This window comes from Salirhabdus salicampi (assembly GCF_024259515.1).
GTDB lineage: Bacteria > Bacillota > Bacilli > Bacillales > Alkalibacillaceae > Salirhabdus_A > Salirhabdus_A salicampi.
Genome location: NZ_JANBWE010000001.1, coordinates 153,922 through 176,419, shown reverse-complemented (window position 1 = coordinate 176,419; position 22,498 = coordinate 153,922). Strand labels below are relative to the sequence as shown.

Annotated in this window: 22 protein-coding genes and 1 pseudogene; 6 read left to right on the top strand and 17 right to left on the bottom strand. The window is 35.2% G+C overall.

Going from position 1 to position 22,498, the window contains the following annotated elements; translation table 11 throughout:
• Positions 1-113: 113 nt before the first annotated feature.
• The 10 genes from eutH to NLW78_RS00835 form a co-directional block, all read right to left on the bottom strand.
• On the bottom strand, positions 114-1,241 hold the full coding sequence (gene eutH, locus NLW78_RS00880) for an ethanolamine utilization protein EutH (RefSeq protein WP_254494415.1): 1,128 nt from the start codon (positions 1,239-1,241) through the stop codon (positions 114-116).
• 191 nt (positions 1,242-1,432) lie between these two features.
• Entirely contained in the window at positions 1,433-1,957 is a 525-nt protein-coding gene (locus NLW78_RS00875) for a GNAT family N-acetyltransferase (protein ID WP_254494412.1), read from the bottom strand.
• Positions 1,958-1,990: 33 nt separating this feature from the next.
• Entirely contained in the window at positions 1,991-2,653 is a 663-nt protein-coding gene (locus NLW78_RS00870) for a cyclase family protein (protein ID WP_254494410.1), read from the bottom strand.
• 137 nt (positions 2,654-2,790) lie between these two features.
• Entirely contained in the window at positions 2,791-3,321 is a 531-nt protein-coding gene (locus tag NLW78_RS00865) for a flavin reductase family protein (protein WP_254494407.1), read from the bottom strand.
• A gap of 34 nt (positions 3,322-3,355) precedes the next feature.
• Positions 3,356-4,135, bottom strand: a complete 780-nt coding sequence (fabI, locus tag NLW78_RS00860; protein WP_254494405.1) for an enoyl-ACP reductase FabI — start codon at positions 4,133-4,135, stop codon at positions 3,356-3,358.
• A gap of 322 nt (positions 4,136-4,457) precedes the next feature.
• On the bottom strand, positions 4,458-4,649 hold the full coding sequence (locus NLW78_RS00855) for a hypothetical protein (protein WP_254494403.1): 192 nt from the start codon (positions 4,647-4,649) through the stop codon (positions 4,458-4,460).
• Positions 4,650-4,826: 177 nt separating this feature from the next.
• A complete protein-coding gene (locus NLW78_RS00850) occupies positions 4,827-5,264 on the bottom strand; it encodes a hypothetical protein (RefSeq protein ID WP_254494398.1) in 438 nt (145 codons plus the stop codon).
• 12 nt (positions 5,265-5,276) lie between these two features.
• Positions 5,277-6,284, bottom strand: a complete 1,008-nt coding sequence (locus NLW78_RS00845; protein WP_254494397.1) for a sodium-dependent bicarbonate transport family permease — start codon at positions 6,282-6,284, stop codon at positions 5,277-5,279.
• A 108-nt stretch (positions 6,285-6,392) separates the two neighbouring features.
• A complete protein-coding gene (locus tag NLW78_RS00840) occupies positions 6,393-6,758 on the bottom strand; it encodes a Na-translocating system protein MpsC family protein (protein WP_254494395.1) in 366 nt (121 codons plus the stop codon).
• A gap of 330 nt (positions 6,759-7,088) precedes the next feature.
• On the bottom strand, positions 7,089-8,066 hold the full coding sequence (locus tag NLW78_RS00835) for an aldo/keto reductase (protein WP_254494393.1): 978 nt from the start codon (positions 8,064-8,066) through the stop codon (positions 7,089-7,091).
• Positions 8,067-8,405: 339 nt separating this feature from the next.
• Between NLW78_RS00835 and NLW78_RS00830 the strand changes: the two genes are divergently transcribed.
• Complete coding sequence (locus NLW78_RS00830; RefSeq protein ID WP_254494391.1) at positions 8,406-9,428, top strand: ion channel; 1,023 nt, start codon at positions 8,406-8,408, stop codon at positions 9,426-9,428.
• Between the two features lie 69 nt (positions 9,429-9,497).
• Here NLW78_RS00830 and NLW78_RS00825 read toward each other — a convergent pair.
• From NLW78_RS00825 to NLW78_RS00815, 3 genes and pseudogenes are all read right to left on the bottom strand, one after another.
• A pseudogene (locus NLW78_RS00825) lies at positions 9,498-9,821 on the bottom strand (redoxin domain-containing protein); the annotation flags it as partial.
• Between the two features lie 18 nt (positions 9,822-9,839).
• On the bottom strand, positions 9,840-10,010 hold the full coding sequence (locus NLW78_RS00820) for a hypothetical protein (protein WP_254494388.1): 171 nt from the start codon (positions 10,008-10,010) through the stop codon (positions 9,840-9,842).
• A gap of 149 nt (positions 10,011-10,159) precedes the next feature.
• Complete coding sequence (locus NLW78_RS00815; RefSeq protein ID WP_254494387.1) at positions 10,160-10,936, bottom strand: FixH family protein; 777 nt, start codon at positions 10,934-10,936, stop codon at positions 10,160-10,162.
• A gap of 230 nt (positions 10,937-11,166) precedes the next feature.
• On the opposite strand from NLW78_RS00815, the gene NLW78_RS00810 reads away from it, so the two are divergent.
• Entirely contained in the window at positions 11,167-12,105 is a 939-nt protein-coding gene (locus tag NLW78_RS00810; protein ID WP_254494383.1) for an HD-GYP domain-containing protein, read from the top strand.
• A 316-nt stretch (positions 12,106-12,421) separates the two neighbouring features.
• Positions 12,422-13,591, top strand: a complete 1,170-nt coding sequence (locus NLW78_RS00805; RefSeq protein ID WP_254494382.1) for a DUF4317 domain-containing protein — start codon at positions 12,422-12,424, stop codon at positions 13,589-13,591.
• Between the two features lie 611 nt (positions 13,592-14,202).
• On the opposite strand, the gene NLW78_RS00800 is transcribed toward NLW78_RS00805, so the two are convergent.
• The 4 genes from NLW78_RS00800 to NLW78_RS00785 form a co-directional block, all read right to left on the bottom strand.
• Positions 14,203-14,787: a hypothetical protein gene (locus tag NLW78_RS00800; RefSeq protein ID WP_254494380.1), complete on the bottom strand. Its 585-nt coding sequence runs from the start codon at positions 14,785-14,787 to the stop codon at positions 14,203-14,205.
• A 148-nt stretch (positions 14,788-14,935) separates the two neighbouring features.
• A complete protein-coding gene (locus NLW78_RS00795) occupies positions 14,936-15,784 on the bottom strand; it encodes a VOC family protein (protein WP_254494373.1) in 849 nt (282 codons plus the stop codon).
• A 1,338-nt stretch (positions 15,785-17,122) separates the two neighbouring features.
• Positions 17,123-17,740 (bottom strand): class I SAM-dependent methyltransferase, encoded by a 618-nt coding sequence (locus NLW78_RS00790; protein WP_254494371.1) that lies wholly within the window; start codon positions 17,738-17,740, stop codon positions 17,123-17,125.
• Between the two features lie 18 nt (positions 17,741-17,758).
• Positions 17,759-17,941: a helix-turn-helix domain-containing protein gene (locus NLW78_RS00785; RefSeq protein ID WP_254494369.1), complete on the bottom strand. Its 183-nt coding sequence runs from the start codon at positions 17,939-17,941 to the stop codon at positions 17,759-17,761.
• A 192-nt stretch (positions 17,942-18,133) separates the two neighbouring features.
• Here NLW78_RS00785 and helD point away from each other — a divergent pair, with 192 nt between their 5' ends.
• The 3 genes from helD to NLW78_RS00770 are packed head-to-tail and all read left to right on the top strand — an operon-like array spanning position 18,134 to position 22,381.
• On the top strand, positions 18,134-20,434 hold the full coding sequence (helD, locus tag NLW78_RS00780; protein WP_254494367.1) for an RNA polymerase recycling motor HelD: 2,301 nt from the start codon (positions 18,134-18,136) through the stop codon (positions 20,432-20,434).
• Between the two features lie 52 nt (positions 20,435-20,486).
• On the top strand, positions 20,487-21,941 hold the full coding sequence (locus NLW78_RS00775; RefSeq protein WP_254494366.1) for a SulP family inorganic anion transporter: 1,455 nt from the start codon (positions 20,487-20,489) through the stop codon (positions 21,939-21,941).
• A gap of 20 nt (positions 21,942-21,961) precedes the next feature.
• Positions 21,962-22,381, top strand: coding sequence for a universal stress protein (locus tag NLW78_RS00770; protein ID WP_254494364.1), 420 nt, complete (start codon positions 21,962-21,964; stop codon positions 22,379-22,381).
• Positions 22,382-22,498: the final 117 nt, after the last annotated feature.

Here is a 22,498-nt window from a genome sequence, read left to right as displayed (position 1 = left end):
ACATTCGTAAAGCAGCAATCTGCATTGATTGCTGCTTTTTTATGCTTCATTTAATATGAAATCTATCTTTTCTTTTTAAATCTTTAAAAAAAGCTTTTAATACGGAATATAGATTAGCCGTTTTTAACATGATTCCCCCCTTTTTTGGTAGAAACAGTTTCTTGACTTATCATTTGATTAGTTGTTATAACTGCTAAAAAGATGGCACTCATTCCTCCTACTAGTTTTCCTATAACCATAGCAAACACAACTTCTTTATTCACTCCTGCAACAAAACCTAGATGACCTCCTAAAACAAATGCTCCACTTACCGCAAAGGCAACATTTATCACCTTACCTCTTGGGTCCATCTCTTTCAGAAGGGTAAACATAGGGATACTATGTGCGAGTGAGGCCACTAATCCCGCTGTAGAGGTTTCATTGATGTTTAATAAATCTCCTAGTTTTTTTAACAATTGCTTTAACGAAATGGAGATAAATGCCACCAATGGAAATGCACCGGCAAGGAAAACGACAATCATTGTAACAATTTCAATCCCTTCCATTAATGGAGTCATATTTGGAATCAATGTAAATCCTGTAAAGGTTTCTATACATATTGCGGTAAGCCCGGTGATTGCAATGCTTTCAATAAATTTCGCAAAAATAGTGAAACCGGCTATCATTTTTTCCGTGTTCTTCCATAATCCGATTGAAATTATAATAGATATTATCATTGTCGGAATGAGGTTTTGAATAATAATAAGCAAGCTTAACTGAGCTACCATTCCTCCTATGAAACAACCAACAGGAACAGTGATCAATCCTAATAAAATCCCTTTCGCAAAATATGGGTGATCTTCCTTTTCGATAATACCTAAGCCAATTGGTATTGTGAATACAAGAGTAGGGCCCATCATGGTTCCTAAAAACACCCATGCAAAAAGCTCTGCCTCTGCACTTTGCGACATTTCAGTTGCTAAGGCATGTCCCCCCATATCAAGAGCTAACAGCGTGTTGGCGAAAGCTGCTGGGTCTGCTCCAACCAACCCATAAACAGGGGCTATAATGGGAGTTAATAGTGATGCAATAACAGGTGCTAATGAAATGATCCCTACCATTGCTAAAGTAATGGATCCCATGGCCATAAACCCTTCAGTAAAACGATTGCCAAATCCCCATTTATTCCCGAAACATTTATCTATGGCACCTAAACAAAAAAATGCAATTACGATATACACAATTATGTCGTTAATACCCATTGTTCCTCTCCTGTTCGATGACCTATTTTCTTTATTCTATCAAATTTAGAATTGCTCCTATGTAACCTTTTTTAAAAAAAGAAAGACTACCATAAAGGCAATCTCATGTAGTGATATATAATTTATTGAATACATGATCGTACTTTTGTAATGTCAGTTGCTGCATATACCATAAAGCATGATCCATTAACTTATAGGTCAATCCAAAATCTTTTGACTACGTTACCGTCTTCTTCGATGAAATCTGAGTCAGGTGTTCCACCATTTTTTATAATCGTTTTTAATGAACCTAAGTTATCTTCGTCACAAACTACCAGAGCTTTTTTAATACCTAATTCCTTCGCTTTTTCTAAAGAAAGTGCTAATAGTTTCGTTGCATAACCTTTTCTTCTCTCTGAGGGGCGTATACCATAACCGATATGGCCACCACTATTTAACAGGAATGCTGTTAATCCATGCCGGATATTCACAGCTCCAATGATTCGTTTCTCTTCATTAATAAGCCAAAACGTTGAGTCAGGCACCCAACCTTCTGGTAGATTTACCCCGTCTTCGTTATCTCGCAGGAATTGTATCATCGCTTCAAAGTCCGTTGGGTCTTTCGAAATTACCCAAGGCACCATATTTTCACCACTTTCAACCCACTCGTTATAAAATGAAATATATTCTTTTTGTAAATCTAAGGTTGGCTTTACTAAAGTAACCTCATGTTCCATTATTTACACCCCATACTTTATCGAGATTCTTACTTATTTCGTTATTTCTGCAAAGGCTCTGACAGGAAATGTACCAAAATTTTTAATTTTAGGAGGGACAGCGTAAAAGGAAAATTCATGGTTACCGAGTTCCTCTAAGTTACATAAATGTTCAGCAATTGGTATTTCTGCCCCTAACAATGATGTATGAACAGGACGTGATGTTCCAGATGTATCGTCAATATTATGGGAATCAATTCCTACTAGAGCAGCCTTGTGTTCTACTAAATACTTTGCTGCTCCTTCGGTTAAGTAGGGGTGATTTTCAAAATATTGATCCGTATTCCAATGTTTATCCCAACCTGTATGAACTAAAACAGCCTTCCCGCTAACTTGGATATCATGGAAAAATGTTTCATCAATCTCCTTAACATGCTCAATAACAGAAACAACCACACCTTCCAAGCCCGCAAATTTATGAACGGTAACTTCAGATAAATCTTTCCCATTCTCATATCGATGAAATGGAACATCTACATACGTTCCTGTATTTGACACCATTTCGATTTTCCCAATATGAAATTCTGTCCCCTTTTCATAATGGTTTCTTGAATCTTCCCGACTTAAATAATCACAAATAATTGGAGCAGGAAGCCCTTTGTACGTAATGATTCCTTCTTCAATAGTATGGCTTAAATCGATAAACTCTTTTTTCACTTCAACCACTCCCTCCCAAATACACTCATTTTAACATAATAGTCAGATTAATTAGTCAATTATGATTTACTATTCGTAGAAACGCCTATAATGTAAAAGAGGCCTGATTTCCAGACCTCTTTAACGATTAATGACCTTTACTTATTATCAAATCCAACCAAAGGAACAATTGCCCCTTCGACTCCACCTTCTCGTTCCATCAAATGATTGACAGTAAGGCTTCGTTTATCCGGGTTCAAAATTTCTGAAGATAAAACGTTACCAATCACAATTAAAAAATCACGATTATCAATCATTTGGTCCACTTCACAATCAAAGTAAGCTTGAGAATGTTTTAATATCGGGCATCCTGTTTCTTTATAAATAAATTCGTCTTCCCCCATTGACTCAATATCTTGATTACCTTTAAAGAAACGGTCCATTAGTTCTTCCTGATCTTCTGCTGTCATGCTCAGGGCAAACTTTCTGCCACGCTTAACAATCTCTGCACCCTCCATCTCTTTCGGGAAGCACACGAGCATTTGAGGAGGTTCATGGGAACATTGAGTTACCCAACAACCGTTATGAAAATGAGTTCTTTTCCCATCTGTTGTCGAAATGAAGAAGCCACCTCGTAATCGTTTATTATACACTTCTTCGACAGGGTCTATTTTCGATTTTGTATCCATTTCAACACCTCCATTTGATTTTTTCAAATAACAGTTAGCCCATGATATGATAACCTGAGTCTACATAGACAACTTCTCCTGTTACCCCACGTGACAAGTGACTAAGTAGTGCCAGTGTCATATCGCCTACTTCTTCTTGGGTCACATTTCGTTTAAGCGGAGATTCTTCTTCAATTTTATGCAATATGTCATTAAAAGAAGGAACACCTTTGGCTGCCAAAGTACGAACAGCACCCGCAGATACGGCATTTACTCGAATATCATTTGCCCCTAGATCTGAAGCTAAATATCTAACTGCAGCTTCTAGTGAAGCTTTCGCAACTCCCATTACGTTATACCCCTTTACAACTCGTTCGGCACCAAGGTAAGACATCGCTATAATAGATCCACCATCTGTCATTAAATGTTTGGCCGCCCTAGCAACTGCAACTAAAGAATAAGCACTTGTATCTTGGGCAAATGCAAACCCATCCCTAGATGTTTCGATGAAGTCCCCTTTAAGGTCATCTGAATGGGCGAAAGCAATCGAATGAACAATCCCGTATACAGAATCTACTTCTTCTCCAATTTTAGAAAATGCTTCCTGTATACTTTCGTCACTATTCACATCACATTGCACAACTAGCTTTGCCTGAATGTCCGTTTCCGTTAATAGTTTGTTTAATTTGGCTAATGAACGTTCTTTGCGATATGTAAAAATTAAATTTGCACCTGCTTTTTGAAGCGATTTTGCAACACCCCAGGCAAGACTACGTTGATTAGCAACCCCCATAATGACAACATTTTTTCCTTTTAACTTAAGTAAATCTTCCATAAGTACCTCCTGATTGATTCTAAACTTCCTTATCGTATTTTTAAGTTCTATTCTATAATTTATTTTAATTTTACCATATTCTTATTCACAAAATCCCTAATCTACATTCTTTTAGAAGACTTCTGAAACGATTTTTATTCCGTACAATCTTTGACTGTCGGTGAAAGAAATCTTTAGTAAAAAATTGTGTTTTAACTTAGCCGAAGAATATTACGAGCATCCTCTTCCTGAAATATATAAATGATATAGCAATTATCCTAAACATAATTTTTATAACTATACCAAAATAACTGCCCGTTTTAGGGCAGTATATAATTGCATATCAATTTGCTTTTCGAGAAGCTATTCCAGACATATCAGTCATATCCTTCTCTACAGCTTTAACACAAAAATCTGTCGTAGCTAACAAATCTAGTTCTGTTTTAGTCAGTTCCTTTAGGGCTTCAATTCGGCTATTCGCCTCCACAATAAACAGAGATCCATTAGAAAATTCAATAACAAATTTATCTTTCATATATACACTCCTTTTATAAATAGTTATAAGAAACACCTTAGCAGTTATATATGTGAAAAGATATGAATCTAGTATTATATAATCTAATGATAATTTATTTTGAAATATTTTACAACATATGGAAGAAAAAAAGGATGAGGGGCATCCCTCATCCACAACTATTTACATATACCATGTTCAATCGATTTCTCCCCTTACTCGTTCGTAAATCTCATTCTTTGTATCTACTATATACCCTTGTACTGACGTTGTTTTCGGAACGAGTTGATGATCTTTTATTAGCCTTACATAATTTTTCACGATTACCTCATCGTTAACTGACTGACAATCTTCACAAGACATCTCAATCGATTGGTGACTTCCTATTAACTCTAAAGACTTGCTATCGTTAGAACCTACAATATAAATTTCCTCAATATTGTGAGAAACCATAGCTAACAGTATATTTCTCATCGCCGAATTATTCGGTGAAGACACAACTGACCAGTAACTATTTAAAATTAGTAAATCTTTCATCTTACGATCTGTTATAAAACTGAGAAAAGGATAAAGATTATCATTCAAGCTTGTAATTATTAATGCTTTTGTGGATTTATCTGTCATCAAATTAGCCATAAAAAAGCCCTCCTACTGTATCCAAGTTGCGAACTCATAATAAACTGGAATTCCGACGATTAGATTAAAAGGAAATGTTACACCAAGGGATAACCCTAGGTAAATGGATGGATTCGCTTTCGGTACCGATGTCTTTAGTGCAGCAGGTGCTGCAATATAGGATGCACTACCTGCCAGTACTCCCATCAGCGCAGTACCACCTATAGAAAGTCCTACCAGATTTCCAACTATTACACCTAACCCTCCAAATAATAGTGGGGTTAATAAACCGAAGAGAAGTAATTTCATCCCATATTTTTTTACTTCGGGTAATCGTTGACCAGCGACCAGCCCCATATTTAATAGAAACAGAATTAAAATACTGTCGTATAAATCAAAAAATAGGGGTTTTACCATCGGTACAGACCTTTCACCTAAAACTAATCCAATAATTAAACTCCCCAGTAGGAGTAATATACTTTTACCGAATATTGTCTCTCTCCACACCTTGTTATCAAGAAATTTCACAGAAGGAGATACAAAACCAAAATTTTGAAATGAGTAACTTGCTAATTCCTTCTTATTTTCCAATACTTTTAATAGCAATAATGAAATAATAATAGCTGGACTTTCCATTAAAACGACTAACGCATTCATAAATCCTTCATAAGACGTTCCATTTTTGTCAAGGAATGATAAAGCAGCACCATACGTTACTATACTTATTGAACCATAAGTGGCTGCTATCCCAATAGAATTATAAAGGTCAATCTTTAAGCATTTCATAATAAAAAGTGTGATGAAAGGAATAATAGATCCCAAAAATAAAGTACCGGTAATTGGACCGATGACCGACTCAATTGAATAGTGAGATAATTCTACCCCACCCTTAATGCCGATAGCAATGAGCAAATAGATGCTTAAACCTTCACTTAAACCGCTGGGAAATTTCAAATCAGATTTACATAACGCGGCTAATATCCCTAAAATAAAAAAAAGTACGACCGGTGATAATAAGTTTTGTAACACTATTTCATTCATGTTGTTTACCTCCTAAAATAAAAAACCAACAACATTAAAACGGATATACCGTTTATAAATGGTGTTGGTTTATCTTCAACTAACGTGAGCGTTTTTTGAAGAATCTCCCTATGTGAACGTATTTTCAAGATTATTCATTAATTTAAAGACCATTACACGCTCTCCAGTACTAGTACTTATATCTGTATGAAAGCTTTTCACTTCTTCTCCGGTAATGTCTAAAATAATCTCGTTCAAATAACTTACACCAGACTCCACTAGTTTCGAGCGAATTCTCTTTATGGCTAACATCCCTTCTGTCGATTCACAAACTGAATATTCGGCCGGTGTAAGGATACCCTTTAAATTGACAACAATCATATCACGTAAAATATCAGTTTTTACAGATACAGAACCACGGCCAAGATAATCCTTCTCCCATTGTGTAATTGCTTTGCTTATTTCTGCTTCAATAAATCCTTTGGATTTATCCATCATTTTCCCTCCAAAAAAAACGGTATATTCCTTTAAACTAGTCACCTAGTTAAGAAATATACCGATTTATCATTTTTTCCTTATATTCGTGAGAAAACTTCTTCACATAGCCACCAAAACCGTTAACTATATGCTAAAGCCTTTAAAAATATAATTAAAAAAATTAATCTCTCGAAAATATTTAATTTTATGTTTAAAAATTTTAACCTCATTTTTGAAAAATGTCAATATTATATTCTTGGATTTTCTATCGAACGCACCTAATTCCGTATTCATTATGGTCATACGGGGTTGATTTACAAGTCATTGTTCTTTATATAGCACCACGATTTACGGCATCGATACCCCGCGAGAGCTAACATATAATGAATACCATTCCTCTCGGGTCATCATTTCAGAAACCTTTACTGCATCTTTACAATTTTTGATTCTTTCTGCATTCGTAGTTCCAATCACTGGCTGGATTTTGGCTGGATGTTTCATAAGCCACCCTAAAACGATCGCCTCTTTTGTGGTTGCTTTCTGTTCTGCAAATTGTTCTACAAGCTTTCTTGTTTGTAATATGGCCTCTGTAGGATTTTCAATCTCACGCCCTGTAAAAATGCCTTTTGCAAGTGGAGACCAAGCTTGGATTTGTATGTTTTCAAGTTGACAGTACTCAAGCAATCTATCTGGAAAATTCGAATTAACACCTGCCTGTTGATTGACGAGTACGCCATTTTCTACCCAATCGAGTTTATGTAAGTTCATCTCGATTTGATTTGCCACTAAAGGTTCATCTATGGCCGATTGAATAAGCTCCATTTGTGCTGCGTTCATGTTTGAAACACCGAAGTGCCTAACCTTACCTTCCTCCTTTAATTTCGAAAACGCATGCGCTACTTCGTCAGGCTCCATTAATGGATCAGGACGATGTAGGAGCAGTATATCAATATAATCAGTTCCTAACCTTGAAAGAATACCGTCTACAGATTTCATTATATGTTGTTTGGAAAAATCGTAGCGACCTGGGCCTAAATCATCAGAAAAACGGATTCCACACTTACTTTGAAGGATAATCTCGTCTCGAAGTTCTGGTCGTTTTTTCAATACTTCACCAAACACAGATTCTGCTTTACCGGCTCTATAGATGTCAGCGTGATCAAACATCGTAATCCCAATTGATAATGCAGCGTCAATTGCCTGTTCAACTTGGAGTACATGGTCCTCGGTAAAAGGGGAATTATCCCAACTGCCCCCGAATCCCATACATCCGAGTACCATCCGATTAGAGGTTATTCCTCTCTCCTCAAGTGGTGCTATTTTCAATGCTCTTCACCTCTACCTCTCTCTTATTTCACTAATGTCTAATACTTATTATTCGAGAAAAACATGTCATGTACCTTCTTCACTACTTATTTCCGTTAAAGATTAATTTCTACAGTAAAGAAGGCTAAATATTCTAGTTGTAAATGATTTATGAAGGAATTCCTTCTTATGATAACCGACCTTTTTTCGGCCTTTATATTGGCTTCAATAAAATTCCCATGTAATCTAGTACAAAAACGTAAAAAACTGATGCAACGGATATATAGCATAATCCTCCTACTATCATATTAAAAGTTGATACAAATGGGAATAATATAATAGGAAGGGAGGATTTCACACATGCTTATAATATTTGAGTTAATGCGTGCGATGGTAAAAATCAGGAAATTAACCTTATTCATCATTACTGTCATTTTTTTAATAAGTAGCTCATTTATAATCCATTGGTTAGAGCCCGACAGCTTTCCGTCACCTTTTATTGGCTTTTGGTATGTAATGACGACTGTAACAACGACTGGTTACGGAGACTTTGTTCCGGCTACGACAATTGGAAAAATGTTTGGGCTGTTTCTATACTTCTTTGGAATCGCACTTATTGGTATTGTAATTGGCAAAATTGTTGAAGGGTTCGGGGTTTACCGGCGGTTAAAGGAGGAAGGAAAATTGAGTTATAAAGGGAGAGACCATTATGTCATCATCGGATGGTCAAATAAAGCACATCATACAATGAACGAAATTTTAGAAATAGACGATAATGCGAAAATTGTCCTCATAGATTCAATTACTAAAAAGCCTATTGAACAGGAGAAACTCTTCTTTATACAAGGGGATCCGACAGATAAACAAATTTTAGAAAAGGCAAATGTATTAGGTGCTAAGGCTGTCCTAATTTTCACAGAGGATAACGTTATTGACCCTGTCGCAGCTGACGGAAAATCGTTAATTATCGTATCCTCCATTGAAGGCTATGCAAAGGAAATGAACCAGGACATATATACACTCGTAGAAATTTTAAAAGAAAAGCACATCCCTACATTTGAACATGCGAATGTTGATGAATTTATTTTAGCTGATGAGGCGCTGTCTGACCTTATGGCTAAATCAGCTGTTCATAACGGGGCAGGAAAGTTAGTTATGAAGCTGCTCAATAGTAAAAGTGGAATCGATTTATGGAAAATCAAGAGGCGAAGTGAATGGAAGACATATAACGATGCATTTGAAGCTTTAAGAAAGGTTGGGGCTAACTTAATTTCAGATCGAAGCGATTTTAACATTTTAACCAAATTAGGAGAACCAATTCCACACGATGCTGAACTGTTTGTCATATGTAATAAAGAAACATATCAGAAAATAGTAAGCTGACGATAAATAAAAGAAGCTGATATTTCAGCTTCTTTTTAGATTCTTTAATTAGTGACATGATATTCGAAATTATTTAAGTTTCTCGTATTCTTCTTTCACCTTTTCAGCTGTAGCTTCTACTTGCTCTCCCCAATGATCATTGATCGTGTTAAAGAGAATATTTCCTTCTTGATCCATTATTCCGTACCCTCTATGTGCAACTTCATCATTTTTCATTCCCATTGCATCAATTAACTTTAAATTAGGATCCGAAACAAAAGGTAAGCTGTAGCCATATCTATCTTGCAGTGCGTTATAAAGTTGTAATTGCTCTTCGGGTTTATCCTTACTAATGATATACATCTCTATATCCATGTCTTCAAACATGTTAAGATTTTCATGCAACTGAACTAGTTGCTCTTGGCAAAGTCCTCACGTATAAGTCGTGATAAAAAAGAATAAAGTTGGTTTTTCCAAAGGGAACGTTACTTCTTCCTGATCCTGGTTTAATAAGGTTATAGGATCATCAATGGTTGCTTTTTGACCACAAGCTGTTATGATCAAGGTTAAAAAAAGGACTAAGATTAAAATTTTGGACTTCATCTGCCTCTCCTTTCTTCTTACGATTCCTTTACAATTTAGATAATCATTAAACTCATTTTAGTTGATGAACAAACTAAATGCTATTCATAAACTCACCATCATTCTTTTCGCTTCTCTTTAATGCAGATTAGCAATCGCAGCTTACGTAGCTATTTTACGAAAACAGACTCCTGGCTATGTTCATGCAAATCTCCTTTTTCGAAATGAATTTTTATGTGATGTTCACCAGAATGAGCAAATGTATGGTTCAGGCTATACTCTCCGTCATGTGTTTCCTTGGCAGGGATGTAATCATGCTTTTCTGCCCCTTCTTTCCAAAGTTCAAATGTAACATTCGCTTCTGTTACGGGACCATCGTCCTTTTCTATATAAGTAATAAGCATCACTTCTTCATTCTGCTTTATTTCCCCATCAACTATAATATCAATTTTCACTTCAGTTTGATGAAGGTGTTCTTCATGGGCACGTTCCTTGTTCCCATCATCGTCAATGTGTTTAGATCCTTCAACATCACCGATTATGAATTGTTTTTGGGGCATATTGTGCATATCCCTGGCTGTAACATGTGCAATGACATTATATACACCTGCCTCCTGAACCGTCTTCTCTATCGAATAGACACCATCAGCTTGAAACTCTCCCTGTGTCATTTCATGCTTTTCGTCAGGATCCCCCTCTTGCCAAAATTCAAAGAGCACTTCATCAGCATCATTGACGCTTTCATCACCTTGTGTGACCTTAGCACTTAATGTAAAGGATTCATTAGGTTGTATTTGTTCCTCATCGGGACTCGTTTGAATTTCCACTTTTATCATCTCAGGGAGATCGTTGTTTCCTCCATCCGACTGTCCATATTCCTGTTGTGTTCCACATGACACAAGAAACAGTATATAAATAGGAAACCATAATAAATGTTTCTTTTTCATTATCTATTCTCCTTTGTTTAGGTAAAAATTAGAAAGAATTTTCACACTCAATTGAAACATAGATTCATTAATTTATGTAAGAAGTTGTATACCTTTAACTAATTTGTCACAAAAGAGTCGGGTTACAAATAGGTTTAGCTGCGAAGGGTGATGCATAAATCGTTACCATTACGGAAAAAGTACATTTTATAAAACGACATTACGTTTATTAAGAACAAATCGGAGGTACTATGAAGTTTAATCGCCTACTTAACCATCCCCGTTACTTTCGATACGCCTTTATTATTGTGATGGTTTTCAGCCTAATTATAAACATCCTTCTACCTGAAACGAAATCAGACCTTTTTATTCTCTATATTTTCGGTTCAATCTTTTTAGGGTTAGGTTTTTACGACCGTCCTGTATGGCTTATTATCGTGTTAGCATTTTTAATTGTCATTTGTCGATTTTTTCTAATACCTGAACCTATGTTAGGCATTCTAACTTTTGTCACTCTTTTGTTTACTTATATCCTCATAACGTTTATTTCAGTCGGTTTAATGAAACATTTTCAACAAATTCAACGTGATAATATAAAACTGATACATGCTCTTGCCAATGCTTTAGATTCCAGAGATCCATACACTATGAACCATTCCAAGAATGTAGCACAATACTCGGTCCTAATAGCAAAAAAGTTAAGACTGACTGACGAGCTTTGTAAAGTTATACACATTGGCGGATTGCTTCATGATATCGGAAAAATTGGCATCCCTGAGTACGTATTAAATAAAACAGGTAAGTTAAGTAAAGAGGAATATGAAATTATAAAACGCCATCCAACTTTGGGTTATGAAATGATTAAACATATCGACAGCTTCAATGAGAGTGGTGTCTTAGATATTATTTTGTACCACCATGAAAGATTTGATGGAAAGGGCTATCCAAAAGGGTTAAAAGGAACGGAAATACCGTTGACTGCCCGTATTGTTGCAATTGCAGATGCCTTTGATGCTATGTCTTCCCAGCGGATATATAGGGACGAACTAAAGATAGATGACATACTTAGTGAGCTTATAAGTAATAAAGGGAAACAGTTTGATTCAGACTTAGTTGATACGTTTATTGACCTGATCGAAAAGGGGAATACATTTTTCAAAGAAAAACAACGGTTTACATTGATGGAATAAATGAGAGGATAAGAACACCTTTGAGATGCTCTTATCCTTTCTAATTGTTATTATTCCATACTTTCCCCTCCGTTTAACCACTCAGGAATAAGGAAACAAAATAAATCTGTTTGCTCTATTTGCGAGAAGTGAACCTGTTATATCAATCTTACATTGCTATTAGTAGAATTCTCCCTACACTAATGTATTGCGGTATATAATTTACAATTGTATAATTTTATTTTTACTCTTATATTGCAAAACATATATGCTTACGTTTAGAGGTTGGGTTAACGTGTTATAGTTTATAAATAGATAGACTAGGAGAGGAATATATATGAATAAAAAAGATATAGCCAACATACGAAAGCAATTTAAATTAGATAATGACTTATTATCAATAAGTGAAATTTTTAACGTCTATATTATGAAAGAAACGAGCGAAATTTATCATCATCAAAGCCAACCATTTGAAATGTTAGATCAAGATCAGCAAGAATTATTTATGACAAACTTTAAAAAAGTTTTAACTGGTCAGCTTGACGAAAAACTATTTGAATTAAAATTTCAGCGTAATGCTGAAAATAGTAGCCAACTTATTTTACACAAGGGATTACTAAGCGATAATGTAGACGATTGGAAAGAACAGATGCTTCTTATTGTCGAGAAGATGTTGAAAGATAAACAATATGAAATGGATATGGTTGTCACATTTATTCGTGGTGAATATTTAAAACCGATGAAACGGAAACATGATGAGTCTGAAGATAATGAACGAGATGCGGTTTACTCCCACTCCTTCATTTTATGTAGTATGAATACAACCCAAGATCCAAAAAAGGAACTATTATTTGACTACGTTGAGAAAGAATTCAAATACAATGTCATTGTTGATCCAGTTATTAACCTTAACAATCCAGTGGGTGGCTTTCTATTCCCTTGCGTCACCGACAATGCTTCAGATGTGAATCACATTTTATATTCAGCCAGGAAAGCAAATGAACTCGATTATCATTTCATCGAAGAAGTATTAAATGGTGAAGAGATATTAACCGCTAAAGAGGACAAAGTAGTTTTTGAAGAAATCGTTAAAGACGTTACCGGTGATCAATTAAACACTTCAACCCTCGCAAATGTATATGATGAAATTAACCGTGTTATCGAGGATAACGAAGATGATGAAACGCCGAAATTAGACTATAAAGACGTTGAACATGTCTTAAAAGTGAGTGGTGTTGAAGAAGTAAATAGTGAAAAAGTCGAAACTGCATTCCAAAGAGTCGTCGACGATGAGAAATATGAATTAAAAGCAAGCAATATCGTTCCAAAGTATAAATCAAAATCGATCAAAATCAAAACAAAAGTAGCGAACATCTCCGTTAGTCCACAAGATTTAAAATACGTAAAACAGGTTGATTTTCAAGGAAAGCGCTGCATACTAATTGAGGTTGAAGAAGATACGGTTATCGAAGGATTCACCATGCTTCCAGAAAGCTTTGGTAAGTAAATATTATATAATCAAATATCCCTTCTGTATAAACAGAAGGGTGTTTTTGGGTCACTATCCATTATCAATCGTGGAACGATATGATTATAATTCAAAATAAGCCAAATAAAGTTTCAAGCCTAAGGACACTCCAAATCAAAAAACTGGCTATATTCATGTTTTAAATGTTCCTATGCAATTACGGTTACATGCATCATATAGGACAAGCTTTACTTTACCTTTGCAACTCCTAGTGCATAATGACTCCATAAAATATTTTCTACTAACTCAGCGTTTATGTTCTCACAGTCAACAATAAGAATTAATTCAGAATGTTTACCTTTTAAGACTCTCTGCCTAGATTTAGGCAGTTTTCTTATCCTTTGTAAAGTTATTCTTCTACATTCTTATGAAGGCGTTTATCAATGATTATTTTCCACCCTTTCCATTCTTTCACGAATTACAAATAGGTACGTGTAAGATTATATTTTATTCGATATCTTGTAATGTACTCAATGGAATGATCCTTTTCGTGAATCGTGAAACAAAACGTATTGACTTTTCCAATACACATCAAGCTTGTATTCAACCAACAACTGCTATTAGTAAAAACGATCCACAGTTCGACTGCTTTAATTGTTTAATATAAAGAGATTGATATCATTAAAAATATGGACTGTTTCCTTTTTATCATTAGCAATATATAAGTCATAGTTATTTTTTTCATTTGTTAATACCTTTATTTCTTCCTTTGTTAGAACCTTATCTATTTTTTCAGTAAATCGAATCGTGTAATCAAGCCTTCCACTACTCTTCATTTCCGCACCTTTCACATATCCATCTGTAGATGCTTGATCAATAATACTTTGAACTTGCTCTGGGAATCCCACACTAAAATAATAATTTGTTTCTTTCAATTGCTCATACAATTCTAAACTAACCATGTAGCCGATTTCTAACTCGAAAGAATTTATATTTTCATCAAAATATGAATGAAATGTTTCAATTCGGAAATTTGGCGGAATAAACTCACCTGATAAAGTCTTAACTTCCTCAACGTTTTTCAGCTCTTCCGTTAATTCGTTTTTATCCTCAGGAGTAGGATTTTCCTTTTCTGTTTGCGGGACACAAGCTACTAGGGTTATGATCCCGAAAAGTAAAAGTGGTATAATGCGAATTTCTTTAATCAAAAATTTCTTAATCTGTTGAAATTTCATAAAGTGTAATTCCACCCTTGTAGGTTGTTTTATGGTGATAAGGAATTTACTAAGGCAGAGGCTTTAAGGTGCAGATCAGAAATTTCCACCTGTGATATTCAAACTCCCTTTATAGTCACTCTTCATACTTAATCAACAAACGTTCGCGTTAAACAGCTAGATTAATACGGTTTCCGGAAGGATCTACTGTGATGTAGGAATCTTTTTCTCCTTCAACAGATGCACCAAGGTCTTTCAGCTGTAAAATAATTTCACGTCTTTTTTCCTCACTCGGTAACTTCAATGTAAATGATTCCAATCCTGCACTATTTGGAGGAGTGGGAGGTGCACCGACACCAGCCCACGTATTTAAACCAAGATGATGATGGTATTTACTATCTGCTATAAATAGAGCCTGGGACCCAAATCGGCAAACAACTTCAAACCCTAATCCCTTTGTGTAAAATTCTTCTGTTTTACGTAATTCAGCAACATGCAAATGAATATGCCCCATAACGGTCTCCTGGGGTAAACCAACCCATTGCTGTTGAGTTCGTTCAGACAATAAAGCTTGGAAATTCAAAGGATCTACTGCCATTTCAACTTCACCATTTTGCCAATTCCATACAGAAGGATTGCGATCCACATACATTTCAATTCCATTTCCATCTGGGTCTGATAAATAAATTGCTTCACTTACTAAATGGTCAGAGGATCCGAATTGTATACCTATCTGAGCAAAGTACTGAACAACATTTGCTAAATCAGAACGATTCGGTAATAGGAGGGCAAAATGATAAAGTCCTGTAGTTCTTCCTTGTTTAGGTGTAACGTTTTTTGGTTGCTCGATTGTTAATAGAGCAGTCTTTCCATCCACAGTTAAACTAGCTTTACGTTCTGTTTTATCCAATACCTTAAACCCGATTACTTTTTCATAAAAACCTACCGAACGATCTAAATCTTGAACCTTTACGTGAACTTGATCAACATATGTAACTGGATGACGATGAAAATTCATATGTCTCCCCCTCTGCTTTACAATCCTACTATATGTAAGTATGTGTAGATACCATAAATTAAGTATCTTTTTTCTTTCAACACTTTAAACGTAATTCCCTTTATATAATTGAAAAATTCATAACACTGGTCTGTATTATTGCTTCCTTAAAGTTTCATCCTATTGTAAAAAAGGATGTCTAATCTGAATAACAAAAAGCATTATCTGTTCAAGATGAATTACCACCATTAACAATAGCTACATGTTCCAAGTAATACTAAACCAGAAGCTTTATCTGTTTCTTCTTTATCAAGGGTAAGTTCACCTGTAGACTCTATGGCAGAATCCATAGCCACTGCAATACCATTTATATTGTCAACTCTATCATTATTTTGTGGCATATCTAGTAACAATGCAAATTGTGGGCCACAGCACCCAGGTGCACCATACCATGAAAAATTTCACCTTCGATGACATAAATACAGAAAAAAACTCCTGGCAAATTTATGCTAGGAGATTTTTGCAGATACCAATTTCTCATTATTTTTCTACAAAACAGAAGTTTTGCACAATTCGTTATGCCACTGAACGTCTCTTTATGAATAACATGCGGCAAACAACCTGTCATTTTTAAATAAATGTTGTCTTGGGGAAGAGTTTCGGGTCTTCTGATGGACGATCGCTTGGTGAAGTGAACAAGAAAGGAAGAGTTGACACGAGATTTTAAAAATCACATTTTCTAAGACCTTAAAATTAGTTATTTATTACCTTGTAGTGAGAAGTACTTAATCTAAAATATTTTATTAGAGATAAACATATAATGACAAAATGCGTTCTATCTCTTCACTTTCATTACCTAAGAAGTCCTTTCAACGAAATCGTTTCAATCTTCCCTTCACCACCACAATCGCGGCATGTTTTTTTAAAGAAAAACCTTTTCACATAACCTAGTCCTTGACAATGGTTACAAAGAATTCGAATCGCTATCATAATCACCCTCTTACATATTGTTCATTAATTCACATAAATATTAAATTTTTTCCACTCCAAATTGCTAAGAAGTATATTGTGCTTTTCTTTACTAGTTGAACCTCACCTTCTCGGAAAAATTGTTCAAGTATATCTAACAGACAATGAATGTTTTACCCTAATCCTCATCTCTAAGGAACGGAGACACTTTTTTGTTTCTCTTTTTTAGCGTAACAGAAACAAAAGTAGTGTCTTTAAGAGTAAATGAGATTCCAAATCTCTTGTCCAGACAAACATTTTAGTATATGATTCTCATCTTTCATCTACTTAAAAAGCTATTATGTTTTTATTAGTATTTGAATAAGTACATGGGGATTGTGGGGATAAAACTTACTTTTTACAAACAGCAATACCGATAGGAAAATGTTTCACTCGATTATCATTTAATGGCTCAATAGCAACTCCTCGTTGTCCATAAAAGGTTACTTCGTTATATTTATTAAACAAATCCTTAAACTCTGAAACGGTTAACTGATGAACATGGAAGGGTGATCCGCAAGGTTTACCTCTTCCTTTTCCAAAGGGGGTTGATATAATTAAACGTCCACCTGGTTTAAGCATTTCGTAAATATTACACATAAACTCTGTTTCTTCTTCCACATGCTCAAATGTTTCAAAACTAACAATCGTATCAAATTGCCCTATATTTTTTGGTAACTTTCGATCAACTGCATTTCCTACTTTATACTCTACTAGAGGGTGGTAGTATGTCCTTTTTGCATATTGGATAGCGTCCGAATCAATATCAATCCCAACAACTTTTGAGAGGGTTTTCTTTTTAGCCTTTGCCATCATGTGTGAACCGTAGCCGGCACCACACGAAATATCTAAAACGCTTCCATTAATATAATATGTAGCGAAATAGTACCTTGCTAAATGTTCCAACAAAAGACCGTTTGTTGGTTTCATTTGTTCTGGTATAACGCGTTCACCAGTATATGTTAACAATGTTTATCACCGCTTATGTTATATTCTTTCTCCTCGTTTTTGTTTCTCAATAAATTCCGAAAGGTCTTCCTTTTTTACACGCCAATGCCTTCCCACTTTAAAACCAGGTATTTTTCCATCTTGAACTAATTTATATGTTGTCATTTCACTGATTTGTAAATAATCAGCTACTTGTGAAATGGTCATAATCTCTTTTTCCATATGATAAACCTCCAGAAAGGCATTTTGTTTACATTGTATATCATATTAAAAAAGCTATATAACGTCAAATACAATTCATTATAAATGGTTATAAGAGAAATAAATAAATTATTGTGTATATGTACAAATTGTGCTATCTTTTTTTAAGTGTGGTTTAGTCGCTAATGGTTGATAATAATAAGGAGTGAAATTATGTCTTTATACGATCATCCAGATTATGATTATGAATACAAAAGGCTTGAGTTCACGAAACGTTTTATACAAGCGGTTATTAAAACATCGAAAGAAAATGAATCGAAATTCAAACAAAATATTAAAACGGCTTTTGAGGATCTCGACTGGTTGGACTCAAGCTTGAGTTACATTAACATATTAACGAATGCGAATTTCCTCAGTAGGTCTGAGGCGGAAATAAATAATTTAGAGAGAATTAAGGACAAGCCTTATTTCGCAAAAATTCATTTCAAACGGGAAAATCAAGAAAAAACGGATGAATACTATATAGGCAAAACATCACTTTATCAACGTGATTCACAAGAACCACTCATTATAGATTGGCGATCTCCTGTAGCAAATGTTTACTACGATGGGAGGTTGGGGGAAGTGTCTTATACAGCTAACGGAAAGGATTATGTCGGCGATTTACAATTGAAACGTCAATTTGTTATGGAAGATGGTTCCCTTCAAGATATTCGAGACGTTGATGTGACAACGACTGATGAACTTCTCCAACAATCGTTAAGTGAAAGTGCTAGTAATCGACTAACCGATATAGTCGCTACTATACAAGAAGAACAAAACCGAATTATTCGAGCTGATTTAAAACGCCCTATTATTGTACAGGGGGCAGCAGGAAGTGGGAAAACAACGATTGCATTACATCGTATCTCCTATTTCATATACCAATATGCCAATCAGTTTAAACCTGAGGAACTTATGATTTTGGCTCCTAACCATATCTTTATTGATTACATTTCTGAAGCTCTCCCAGATTTAGGGGTCGATCGGGTTAAACAAACTACTTTCACAACATTCGCCAAAGAATGTTTAGGGAAAAACTTAAAATTAGTTGAAGACGATAAAATAACTCTTTTATTAGATGACGATACGATGGAAAAAGAGTTTATTCGATGGTGTTCCTCTTTGAAAGGGTCGTTACAATTTAAATCTATCCTCGATCGGTACATTCAAGATATTCAACAATCCCTTTACCCCGTTGACGATTTTAAGGTAGACAAGTTCCGTTTGTTTAGTGCAAAAAAAATGAAGAGGTTATTCACGAAGGAATACCGATATCTCCCAATCTACAAGCGGATTGAGAAAATGAAAAAGGTTGTCCAAAACGACTATCGATTGAAAAAGAAAAAAATGATAGAGCGAGTTACAGACTTTTACGACGAAAAGTTAGACAAAGGAATATACGACATAAAGGACCGAGATAAAAGGCGAAAGTATGTCACCAAAGTTATGAATCGTAAGGAGCAAAGGTTAGAAGAATTAAAAAGTGAAATGAAGGGCGCTGTACAAACTTATTTTAAAAAGCAATTCCCTAAAAAAACTTTAATCCAATATTATAAAATGCTGTTTGAAGACCCCGAACAACTTATCCGGTATAGCGAAGGTAGTTTAACAAAACATGAAGCTGAAAAAGTTTGTTCATACACGAACGACTTATTGAAAAAGAATAAATATGAAATGGAAGATTTAGCACCTCTCCTTTATTTGCAGCAAGCACTTTTCGGAATAACGGATACAGTAAAGATAAAAAGTGTCATTATTGATGAGGCGCAAGATTACAGCTATTTACAGCTCATTGCTCTGAAGGAAGCATTAGGAACAGACTTATTTACGATTGTTGGGGACCTTTCTCAAGGCATTCATTCATACCGGGGCATTAAAGATTGGAACGTTGTCGTTGATAAAATATTCCCACGAGCAACGTACACAGAATTACAGAAAAGTTACCGTACGACTGTGGAAATTATGAACCTCGCCAATGCCGTTATCGAACAATTGCCTGAAGACTTACCTAAGGTACGTCCTATCGTAAGACACGGGGAGAAACCTAGGTTCCATTACACGAAAAACATTAACCAAATGAGACAACTCATTCATGGAGAAGTAGAGTGCCTAAAAAACGATGGCTTTAAAACGTTTGCCGTCATCGGAAAAACATTTAACGATTGTAGAACCATATATAAAGCGTTGAAGGCGCAAAATAAAAAAGTCCAATTAATCGAGGACAAAGAAGAAAAGATTCATTCTGATCATATTATCGTCATTCCGTCACATATCTCAAAAGGACTTGAATTTGATGTTGTATTTGTTATAAGTAACAAAGATACGTATAGCAAAAATAATGAAATGGATATAAAACTTTTATACGTTTCCATGACAAGACCACTACACAGATTACTTTTACTTGGCAATAAGCCCGTTGATTTATTACTGGGGGATGTTGATCAAAGTATATTAAATATTCAACCAATGTGAAAAAATGACAAAGTCATTTTAAATATAAAAAATTAAAGGAGACAGCAAAGATATGCAAAACGATTTAACAGCTCGACAGTCATGGTTTGGCAACATTAGAGGAGACATTATGGCAGGTATTGTTGTTGCTTTGGCACTTATTCCTGAAGCGATTGCGTTCTCGATTATCGCAGGGGTTGATCCAATGGTAGGGCTATATGCTTCATTTGTCATTGCCGTCGTGATTGCTTTTGTCGGTGGGAGACCTGGAATGATTTCTGGTGCAACCGGGGCAATGGCATTATTAATGATTGATCTTGTGGCTGACTACGGACTAGACTACTTATTAGCGGCGACCATATTAACAGGTATTATCCAAATTATTTTTGGGTTAATTAAATTAGCCCGATATATGAAATTTATTCCTCGATCCGTAATGGTTGGATTTGTGAATGCACTAGCCATTATGATATTCATGTCACAATTAGACCACTTTGTCGGAGAAAGTATGGTAGTATATGGAATGGTAATTGGTACATTACTCATTATTTATTTATTCCCATTCATTACCAAGGCAGTGCCTTCTCCCCTTATTGCTATTGTGGTGATTACAATTGTTGCTATCACGATGAACACAAATGTTCACACAGTAGGGGATATGGGACAGATCACAAAAGCTTTTCCAAGTATTTTTTTCCCATCTGTTCCATTAAATTTTGAAACATTAGCGATTATCTTCCCATATGCTTTAGGATTAGCTATTGTAGGACTTGTAGAATCGTTATTAACAGCTAGCATTGTAGATGAATATACAGATACAGCTAGTAACAAAAACACAGAATCTAAAGGGCAAGGAATTGCGAACATCGTAACTGGATTTTTTGGTGGTATGGCAGGTTGTGCGATGATTGGACAATCTGTGATTAACATGAACTCGGGCGGAAGAGGAAGACTATCATCTTTAGCTGCAGGTATCGTTCTAATTTGTTTAATTGTGTTCTTAGGAGATGTCGTATCCCAAATTCCAGTTGCTGCATTAGTTGGAGTAATGATAATGGTGGCGATTGGTACATTTGATTGGAATTCCATCCGTACAATGAAAATTGTTCCTATGACCGATAATTTAGTTATGATTGTGACTGTTGCAACGGTAATTCTCACTCATAACCTAGCGATTGGTGTACTAACTGGAATTTTATTAAGTGCAATCTTTTTCGTAGCAAAAATTTCAAAAGTTCACGTACAGAAAACAATTCAGGGAAACAGAATGATTTACACATTTGTAGGGGAAGTGTTTTTCGCTTCAGTAACCGAATTAATTGAGGAATTTGATTACGATATTAAAGAAGCAAATGAAGTTATTTTGGATCTGAACGGTGCACGATTATGGGATGATTCAGCGATTGCCGCACTCGATAAAATTGTATCAAAATTCGAAAGTAAAGATATTAATGTGTATGTTACAGGGCTGAACAAGACAAGTTCAGAACTGAAAGCAAAATTAAGCAAAAAACTTAGTGCACACTAGGATAGAAAGCAGGGATCAACATGTATAAAAAAATCCTTCTAGCAACAGATGGTTCTGAACATTCATTACGTACAACTGAGCACGCGATACATTTAGCACAAAGTACCGAAGGCTCTAAAATTGAAGTTGTTTATGTAAAAGATTCTGGATCTGTAAAAGCTAACACGTTGAACAATTGGAATAAGATTGGCATCACTGATGTGCAAAGAGATAAATTAACGCATGTAGAAACAACTCTAGGAGATTCAAATATTCAATTTGAAATAAAGGTGTTAACCGGGGAACCTGGTCCAACTATTGTAAATTACGCAAATAAAAATAATTTTGATTTAGTCATTGTAGGTAGTAGAGGTCTTAATGGGTTACAAGAACTCGTATTAGGTCGAGTTAGTCATAAGGTGGCCAAAAGGGCTGACTGTCCTGTATTGATTGTGAAATAAGGATTGTAAAGATAAACTCCAAGTATCGTGTTGCTTGGGGTTTTTTCATGAAAAACAAGCTCTTATCGATTATCTACCCTGTTATGTATATTAGGGTAATACTACACTGGATCCTCC